This is a genomic window from Brevundimonas sp. ZS04 (assembly GCF_001956865.1).
Taxonomy (GTDB): domain Bacteria; phylum Pseudomonadota; class Alphaproteobacteria; order Caulobacterales; family Caulobacteraceae; genus Brevundimonas; species Brevundimonas diminuta.
The window spans coordinates 63479-71380 of the sequence record NZ_MTHE01000012.1; the positions used below are offsets into that span (position 1 = coordinate 63479).

A 7902-nucleotide genomic window follows, 5' to 3' on the forward strand; every position below is an offset into this window, starting at 1 on the left:
CGCCCGCCGCACGAGCCGGGGCCCTGCGCCAAGGCGGCGATAGGGGCGAGCATCCATCTGTCCCTCAAGCAGCCGCCCTCCGCGAGGGCGGCGATAGGGACGAAAAAGACTCCATCGCCCTCTACGTCCACTGGCCCTACTGCGCGCGCATCTGTCCCTATTGCGACTTCAACGTGGTGCGCGACCGGGGGCGGACGCAGGAGCAGGCGGAGCTGACGCAGGCCATCCTGAACGACCTGGAGGCGCAGGCCGCCCTGGTCGGGCCGCGCGCCCTGGCCTCGATCTTTTTCGGCGGGGGCACGCCGTCCTTGATGCCGCCCGACGCCGTGGCGGCGGTGGTCGAGCGGGCCAGGGCGTTGTTCCCCCCTTCTGGCGATATTGAGATCAGCCTGGAGGCCAATCCCACCGACGCCGAGGCCGGGCGCTACGCCGCCCTGGCCCAGGCCGGGATCAACCGTCTGTCGATGGGGGTGCAGTCGTTCGACGACGCAGCCCTGAAGTTCCTGGGCCGCGACCATTCGGCCGCCGAGGCGCGCCGCGCCATCGCCCTGGCGGGCCGCGCCTTTCCGCGCCTGTCGATCGATCTGATCTACGCCCGGCCGGGCCAGGGCGTCGCGAACTGGACCGCCGAGCTGACCACGGCGCTCGATCTGGGGTTCGAGCACATCTCGCCCTATCAGCTGACCATCGAGGGGACGACGGCCTTCGGCCGGGCCGTGGCGCGCGGCGCCTGGGCGCCGCCGGACGAGGATCTGGCCGCCGCCCTCTATGAAGCCACGCAGGCGACGCTCGAGGGGGCGGGGTTCGAGGCCTATGAGGTGTCCAACCACGCTCGCGACGTGGCCGCCCGCTCCAGCCACAACCTGCATGTCTGGCGCGGCGGGGACTATCTGGGCCTGGGGCCGGGAGCGCATGGGCGGATGACGCTGGCTGAAGGGCGGGTCGCCACCGTGGCCGCGCGCCGCATCGGCGACTATGTCGCGGGCGTCGCCGCCGGATCGCCCTGGGCCGAGCGCGAGGTTCTGGAGCCGCAGGACGCTGACGAGGAACGCGTGCTGCTGGGTCTGCGCACGGTCGAGGGCGTGTCCCTGTCCCTGCTGCAGCGGCTGGGCCTGTCGGCGGACAAGGGTCGGTTGGCCGATCTGCTGGCCGACGGCTTCGTGAGCCTGAAGGACGGTCGTATTGCCGCCACGGCAAGCGGGCGGCCCTTGCTGGACGCGGTGCTCAAGGCCCTGTTGACCTAGACCGCGGCGCGCCGGACTGGCAGGGTCCGGCCGATGTCCGACGCCCCGATTTTTCCGCCGACCGCCCCGCCCGCGCGCCCCGTTTCGCCGGGCCTCTATCTGGTGGCGACGCCGATCGGGAATCTGCGCGACATGACGCTGCGGGCGCTGGACGTTCTGGCGGCGGCCGATTTGGTGCTGGCGGAGGACACGCGGGTCACGGCCAAGCTGCTGACCGCCTATGGGCTGAAGGTTAGGCTGGAGCGGTGCGATGATCACGCCTCGAACCGCGCCGCGGAGATCGCCGTCGAGCGGCTGAAGGCGGGCGAGGTGGTGGCCCTGGTGTCGGATGCGGGCACGCCTCTGGTGTCAGACCCCGGCTATGTGGTGGCGCGGGCGGCCGTGGCCGAGGGGCTGCCGGTTCATCCCGTGCCCGGTCCGTCCAGCCTGTTGGCCGCCCTGTGCATCGCCGGCCTGCCCGCCGACCGGGTGCTGTTCGCGGGCTTCCTGCCGCCCAAGTCGGCGGCGCGCCGCACGGCGCTGGAGGAGCTGCGGCCCGGCCGTCAGACCCTGGTCTTCTTCGAGAGCGGGCCGCGCCTGCGCGACAGCCTCGCCGACATGGCCGAGGTGCTGGGCGCCCGTCCGGCCGCCGTCGCCCGCGAACTGACCAAGCTCTATGAGGAATGCGTGCGCGGCGATCTGGCTGAACTCGCCGTCGACCCGCGCCTGGACGCGCCCAAGGGGGAGATCGTGGTGGTGGTCGGCCCCGGCGAGGCCGAGGTGGCCAGCGCCGCCGACGCCGACGCCGCCCTGGCTGAGGCCCTGACCCGCCTGCCGCCCGGCGAGGCGGCGGCCGAGGTGTCCAAGGCGCTGAACCTGCCGCGCAAGCCGCTCTACAAGCGCGCGCTGGAGTTGAAGGGGCGGTGAGCCTCGCTCCGCGCCCGCATCCGCCGCCGAAGACGCCCAAGGCGGGCTGGCGCCAGGCGTTGGGCGGCCGGTCGCATCGTCAAGGCCATGACGCCGAGTGGATCGCCGCCCTGTGGCTGATGCTCAAGGGCTATCAGGTTCTGGCCTTCCGCCTGAAGGGCCGGGGCGGAGAGATCGACATCCTGGCTCGGCGCGGGCGCGTCCTGGCCGCCGTCGAGGTCAAGCGCCGCGCGACGCTGGAGGCCGCGACCCTGGCCCTGGGGCCGGACCAGCACCAGCGCCTGATCCGCGCGGTCGAGGCGGCGGCGCGCGGGCGACCGGCCCTGTCGGGTCTGGAGTTGAGAATCGACATGGTGGCGCTGGCCCCCGGACGTTTTCCGCGTCATCTTCGCGGCGTGATCTCCACGGGAGCGGACCGGCGTTGACGCGCGAGGAAGCAGAGGCGGTGCTGGCCCAGGCGGGACAGGGGGCGGACGAAGCCTTCCCCCTGCTGGATTGCGCCATTGCCTGCGCCATCCACGACTATCCGTTCCGCGACGCCGACTGCGTGCGCATTCTGGCCGATCACGCCGCCCAGCGGCTCAAGGAACGGGCCGCCAACGAAAGTCCCGACGACGCCCTGACCGAGGCCCTGGCGGGCGACCTGCGGCTGAACGGCGACCTGCTGAACTACGACCATCCGGCCAACACGGACGTGATCGACGTGGCCGAGCGGCGGCGCGGCCTGTCGGCGGTGCTGGTCATCTTCTATCTTGACGCCGCGCGGCGGGCCGGGCTGACGGCGGCGCCGGTCGATTTTCCCGGCCACGTCCTGCTGCGGGTCGAGACGCCTGAGGGGCCGGTGGCGCTGGACCCGTTCAGCCAGGGGCGGCTGGTCCTACCGTCGGAGCTGACGCGCCGGGCCCTGCTGGCGGGCCTGACCCCGCATGTGGCCGACCGTCTGGACCTGCTGATGGCGCCGGTCAGCGAGCGTCAGGCCTTGATCCGTCTGCAGAACATCCTGTTCACCCGCGCCCTTCAGGCCCGCGACTACGAAGGCGCCGAACGCTCGGCCCTGCGTCGCGCCCTGCTGGACCCCGAGGATCACCGCCCTTGGCTGGACGTGGCCGCCGCCCGCGAGAAGCAGGGCGCCCTGACCGGGGCCATGCAGGCCCTGTCGCGCGCCCGCACCCTGGGCGAGCCGATCGCCGCCTGCGACGCGCGGCTGGACCGAGTGCGGATGCGGTTGAACTGAAGCGCGGCCTTGCGGCGGGCGCTGCGGGGCCTCAAGTAACGCTCAGCGGCGCCCTCGTTCGGGCGCTCAAGCAGCAAGCGCCCGCGGCGCGAGCTATAGCGCCCACCAAGAAGGACTCCCATGCTCAAGGTCGCCATCCAGATGGACCCGCTCGAGGCGGTCAACGTCGAGTCGGACACCACCTTCCTGATGGCCCTGACCGGGCAGGCGCGCGGCCACAAGCTGTGGGTCTATGACTTCCGCACCCTGGCGCTGGAGGACGGCCGCCTGTTCTGCCGCGCCCGTCCGGTGACGGTGCAGCGCGAGCAGGGAAACCACGCCGACTTCGGCCCCGAGCAGCGGCTGGACCTGGCCGAGGACGTGGACGTCATCCTGATGCGTCAGGATCCGCCGTTCGACATGGCCTATGTCACCGCCACCTATCTGCTGGAGCGGGTGCATCCCAAGACCCTGGTGGTCAATGATCCGGCCGAGGTGCGTTCGGCGCCCGAGAAGTTGATCGCCACCCTCTTCCCCGGCCTGCAGCCGCCGACCCTGGTGTCGTCCGACCCGGAGACCCTGGTGGACTTCCACCGCCGCCATGGCGACGTGGTGCTCAAACCCCTGCACGGCGCGGCCGGTTCGGGCGTGGTGCGGCTGAAGGCGGACGATCCGAACCTGGAGGCCCTGATCGAGATTCACGCCGCCGGGTCGCGCGATCCGCTGGTGATCCAGAAATTCATCCCGGCCGTCTCTGCGGGCGACAAGCGCATCATCCTGATCGACGGCGAGCCGGTCGGCGCCATCAACCGCATTCCGGCCAAGGATCAGGTGCGCTCCAACCTGCGTGTCGGCGGCACGGCGGCGCCGGTCGAGCTGACGCCGCGCGACCGGGAGATCTGCGCCGCCATCGGCCCTTATCTGAAGGAGCGCGGCCTGATCTTCGTCGGCATCGACGTGATCGGCGACTATCTGACCGAGATCAACGTCACCTCCCCCACCGGCGCCCAGCAGTTGCTGAACTTCGCCGGCGTCGATGCGACCGAGCGCATGTGGGAGGTCATCGAGCAAAGGAAACGCGCGGCCGCCTGACGCCGCGCTGCATGGGAGGGGACTTTATGAGCGTACTGAACAAGGCCGGGGCGTCCGCCGCCCTGGCGCTGGCGATCGCCTGCCCGGCGGCGGCCCAGGAAGCCTCGCCAGACGTCGCGCCGAAACGCCCGTCGCTGGAGGTGCTGGAGCGGATCATCGAGACCCGTACGCCGCAGACCCGGATCGAGACGCCGGACCATGATCGCATCAGCGCCCGGCGCATCGATATCGTCGACGCCGACGGGACCATCCGCATGACTCTGTCGGGCGCGACCCCGCCCCCGATCATCGACGGCGTTCAATATAAGCGCGCCTTCAACGTCGCCGGACTGATCCTCTACGACGACAAGGGCAGCGAGCGCGGCGGCTTCGGCACGGCCGACGTCGAGGGCGGCATGGCCGTTCTGGCGCTGGATCACCCGGCGATGGATGCGGTCGGCTGGCGCGTGTCGCCCGACGGCTCGGTCAGCTTCGTCTTCAACCAGGCGCCGCCGCTGGTGCGCGAACCGGGGCTGGGCGGGGCGCTGGTTCCGGGCGTGCAGACGCCGACGCGGATGCGCCTGTCGCTGGCCGCCGACGGGACGCCCGCCGTCGCCCTGTCGGACAGGAACGACAAGCCGCGCCTGCGCCTGACCGTGACCGAGGAGGGCTTCGGCGCCATCCAGTTCCTCAACGCCGAGGGGCAGGTGGTCCACACCATCGCGCCGGAGGCCGACCTCCCGACGAACTGAACGAACAACGCTCTTGCAGTGTTGATCGGTTCGTGATTTGTTCTCTTGTCTGCGGGAGGGAACGGCATGGTCGCGCGGGTGGTGACGGTGGCTTTCGATGGCGTCGATGCGCGCCGGGTCGACGTCGAGGTGCAGCAGGTCGGCTCGCCCGCCGGGGCCTTCGCCATCGTCGGCCTGCCGGACAAGGCGGTGGCCGAGAGCCGCGAACGAGTGCGCGGCGCTTTTGCGGGCATTGGTCTGGCGCTGCCGGCGAAGAAGGTGATCGCCAATCTGGCCCCCGCCGACCTGCCCAAGGAAGGCAGCCATTTCGACCTGCCCATCGCCCTGGCCCTGCTGGCCTCCATGGGGGTGATCGGACCGGACGCCCTGGACGGTTGGGCTGCGGTGGGCGAACTGGGTCTGGACGGTCAGATCGCTGCGGTGGGCGGAACCCTGCCTGCGGCGATGGCGGTGAACGCCATGGGGTTGGGCCTCATCTGCCCTGAGGCCAACGGGCCGGAGGCGGCCTGGGCGGGCGAGGCGCGGCTGCTGGCGCCGCGCTCCCTGATCGGCCTGATCAACCATTTCCGCGGAACCCAGGTGCTGCGCCCGCCCCAGCCGGGGCCGGTGCTGGAGGGGCGCGCCGTACCCGACCTGCGCGAGGTCAAGGGACAGGAGGGCGCCAAGCGGGCGCTGGAGATCGCCGCCGCCGGGGGCCACAATCTGCTCGAACCATGGTCGATTGCCATGGTCCGGGCATGGTCTCCCAGACGATCCAGCCAACGATTCCAGCGACGGTCTACATTCGTTGGTCGTCGGAAGCACAGACAGGGCGCGATAGCCTTCGGCGCCAGCTTGAGGCGGCCCAGCGATATGCGGACGAGCATCGTCTCCTCATCGTCGAGACCATCATCGACGAGGCAGTCAGCGCATTCTCTGGCCAACATCTGACCAAGGGTCGGCTCGGACAGTTCATCCGTCGTGTTGAAGATCGTGCTGTCGCGATGCCGCACGTCCTAATCTGCGAGAGTCTCGACCGACTTAACCGTCAGGCGCCTCTTGATGCTCTGGCCCCGTTCATCGGGTTGATCAACGGAGGCATCACACTGGTCACTCTGACTGATCGCCAGCGGTTCACGCGCGAGAGCATGGGTGAGGACGGTGGGCTTCGGCTCCTCGGAAGCTTGATCGTTATGCTTCGTGCTCACGAGGAGTCGGCAACCAAAAGCAAAAGGGTTCGAGCCGCGTGGGAGCGTAAGCGACGTGAAGCCGACATCCGAAAACTGACCAAGACGTGCCCGGCATGGCTTCGTCTCACCCCGGATCGGTCGAGGTTCGAGATCGTGGAAGAGCGCGCTGATATCGTTCGGCTGATCTTCGCCGAGACGGCCGCTGGGATCGGCAAAGGGTCGATTGCAGCACGGCTGAACGACGCGGGCGTGCCGCCCTTCCGAGGCAAGAACGGCTGGCATGCCAGCTACATCCAGAAGCTCCTTTCCAGCGATGCGGCCCTCGGCATCTATCAGCCCCACACCACAGAGCGAGGGCGCAGAGTTCCGGCTGGTCCTCCAGTCCCCAGCTACTTCCCTCCCATCGTCGCCGAGAGCCTCGCACTGAAGGCGCGGGCCGCGATCATCGCCCGCAGACAAGGAGCCGCCGGTCGCAAAGGTGCCGACTTCAGGAACATCCTCACGGGGATAGCCCAATGCGCCGCCTGTGGCGGCAGCATGACATACATCGGCAAGGGAGATGCGGAACGGTATCTGGCATGTTCCTCGGCTCGGCGGCGACGTGGGTGCAGCAGCCGCGCTCTCTTCAACTTCAATGAGGCAGAGCGTCAGTTTCTGGACGCGGCAATGCAGATGGACCCTGCGGCCCGGCGCACGCCCGTTGCCAGCGAGACGCGGGGCGAACTGCACCGAGTTCAGCATGACGTGGCTCGGTTGTCTGGTCGCCTGACGAAGCTGCTCGCCGCGTTCGAGAGTGACTCCACCGATGAAATCGTGGCTACCGTATCAGCTACGCGCGACCGACTTCGACTGGCCCGCCTCGCAGAACGCAGACTGAAGGATGCGATTGTCGTCGAGGAGCATGGGGCCGGGCTTCCAGACCTTCTTGCCGCCATCAGCGAGCTTCGAAGCCCAGAACACCCGATGTCTGGTCCATCGAAGTTCCTCGTGCGCGCGCGGATCGCACATGCTGCCAAAGCGGCCGGGTTCACAGCCGTCTTCTATGAGCAGCAGCGTCGGGTCGAGCTTCGATGTGTCGGCTACACGGGTGCGGTCTGGTTTAGCTGTTTGCCTCAACGGAGTGACCCGAAGCGTGACCCGCTTGGCCGCTTCGCCAAGCGGGCACACGACGGATGAACTGTCCGAGCCGACCCTTGGTCAGATGTTGGCCAGAGAATGCGCTGACTGCCTCGTCGATGATGGTCTCGACGATGAGGAGACGATGCTCGTCCGCATATCGCTGGGCCGCCTCAAGCTGGCGCCGAAGGCTATCGCGCCCTGTCTGTGCTTCCGACGACCAACGAATGTAGACCGTCGCTGGAATCGTTGGCTGGATCGTCTGGGAGACCATGCCCGGACCATGGCAATCGACCATGGTTCGAGCAAGCCGTAGTCGAATGGCTACGTCCGGTTCAGGCGTGCACTACGCTCTCCTGACGGTCTGTCTGGACCGTCTTCAGCGTGCGCGAGATCGCCGTCACAGTGGTCGTGGAGGCACGATGTAGGCG

Annotated in this window: 8 protein-coding genes and 1 pseudogene; 8 read left to right on the forward strand and 1 reads right to left on the reverse strand. The window is 69.1% G+C overall.

The window, feature by feature from the left end:
• Positions 1-113 precede the first annotated feature (113 nt).
• From hemW to BJP32_RS13820, 8 genes and pseudogenes are all read left to right on the forward strand, one after another.
• On the forward strand, positions 114-1244 hold the full coding sequence (hemW, locus tag BJP32_RS13785) for a radical SAM family heme chaperone HemW (protein ID WP_076224526.1): 1131 nt from the start codon (positions 114-116) through the stop codon (positions 1242-1244).
• A gap of 33 nt (positions 1245-1277) precedes the next feature.
• Positions 1278-2150 carry a 16S rRNA (cytidine(1402)-2'-O)-methyltransferase gene (gene rsmI, locus BJP32_RS13790; RefSeq protein ID WP_046652652.1) on the forward strand — a complete coding sequence of 291 codons (873 nt, stop codon included), beginning with the start codon at positions 1278-1280 and terminating at the stop codon, positions 2148-2150.
• On the forward strand, positions 2147-2575 hold the full coding sequence (locus tag BJP32_RS13795) for a YraN family protein (RefSeq protein WP_046652651.1): 429 nt from the start codon (positions 2147-2149) through the stop codon (positions 2573-2575). The genes rsmI and BJP32_RS13795 overlap by 4 nt, the downstream gene beginning before the upstream one ends.
• Positions 2572-3384, forward strand: coding sequence for a SirB1 family protein (locus BJP32_RS13800; RefSeq protein WP_046652650.1), 813 nt, complete (start codon positions 2572-2574; stop codon positions 3382-3384). The genes BJP32_RS13795 and BJP32_RS13800 overlap by 4 nt, the downstream gene beginning before the upstream one ends.
• A gap of 120 nt (positions 3385-3504) precedes the next feature.
• Positions 3505-4455 (forward strand): glutathione synthase, encoded by a 951-nt coding sequence (gene gshB / locus BJP32_RS13805; protein WP_040346415.1) that lies wholly within the window; start codon positions 3505-3507, stop codon positions 4453-4455.
• Positions 4456-4481: 26 nt separating this feature from the next.
• Complete coding sequence (locus BJP32_RS13810; protein WP_046652649.1) at positions 4482-5186, forward strand: hypothetical protein; 705 nt, start codon at positions 4482-4484, stop codon at positions 5184-5186.
• A 66-nt stretch (positions 5187-5252) separates the two neighbouring features.
• Positions 5253-5894 (forward strand): annotated as a pseudogene (locus tag BJP32_RS17740) (magnesium chelatase domain-containing protein); the annotation flags it as partial.
• Between the two features lie 29 nt (positions 5895-5923).
• A complete protein-coding gene (locus BJP32_RS13820) occupies positions 5924-7531 on the forward strand; it encodes a recombinase family protein (protein ID WP_143255477.1) in 1608 nt (535 codons plus the stop codon).
• Here the strand turns inward: BJP32_RS13820 and BJP32_RS17915 are convergent.
• A complete protein-coding gene (locus tag BJP32_RS17915) occupies positions 7455-7769 on the reverse strand; it encodes a recombinase family protein (RefSeq protein WP_083674004.1) in 315 nt (104 codons plus the stop codon). The genes BJP32_RS13820 and BJP32_RS17915 overlap by 77 nt on opposite strands.
• Between the last annotated feature and the right edge of the window lie 133 nt (positions 7770-7902).

Bases quoted from the DNA above. Each gene is read 5' to 3' on its own strand.
- rsmI (WP_046652652.1), top strand. From the start codon at position 1,278: ATGTCCGACGCCCCGATTTTTCCGCCGACCGCCCCGCCCGCGCGCCCC.
- gshB (WP_040346415.1), top strand. From the start codon at position 3,505: ATGCTCAAGGTCGCCATCCAGATGGACCCGCTCGAGGCGGTCAACGTC.
- BJP32_RS13810 (WP_046652649.1), top strand. From the start codon at position 4,482: ATGAGCGTACTGAACAAGGCCGGGGCGTCCGCCGCCCTGGCGCTGGCG.
- BJP32_RS13820 (WP_143255477.1), top strand. From the start codon at position 5,924: ATGGTCTCCCAGACGATCCAGCCAACGATTCCAGCGACGGTCTACATT.
- BJP32_RS17915 (WP_083674004.1), bottom strand. From the start codon at position 7,769: ATGGTCGATTGCCATGGTCCGGGCATGGTCTCCCAGACGATCCAGCCA.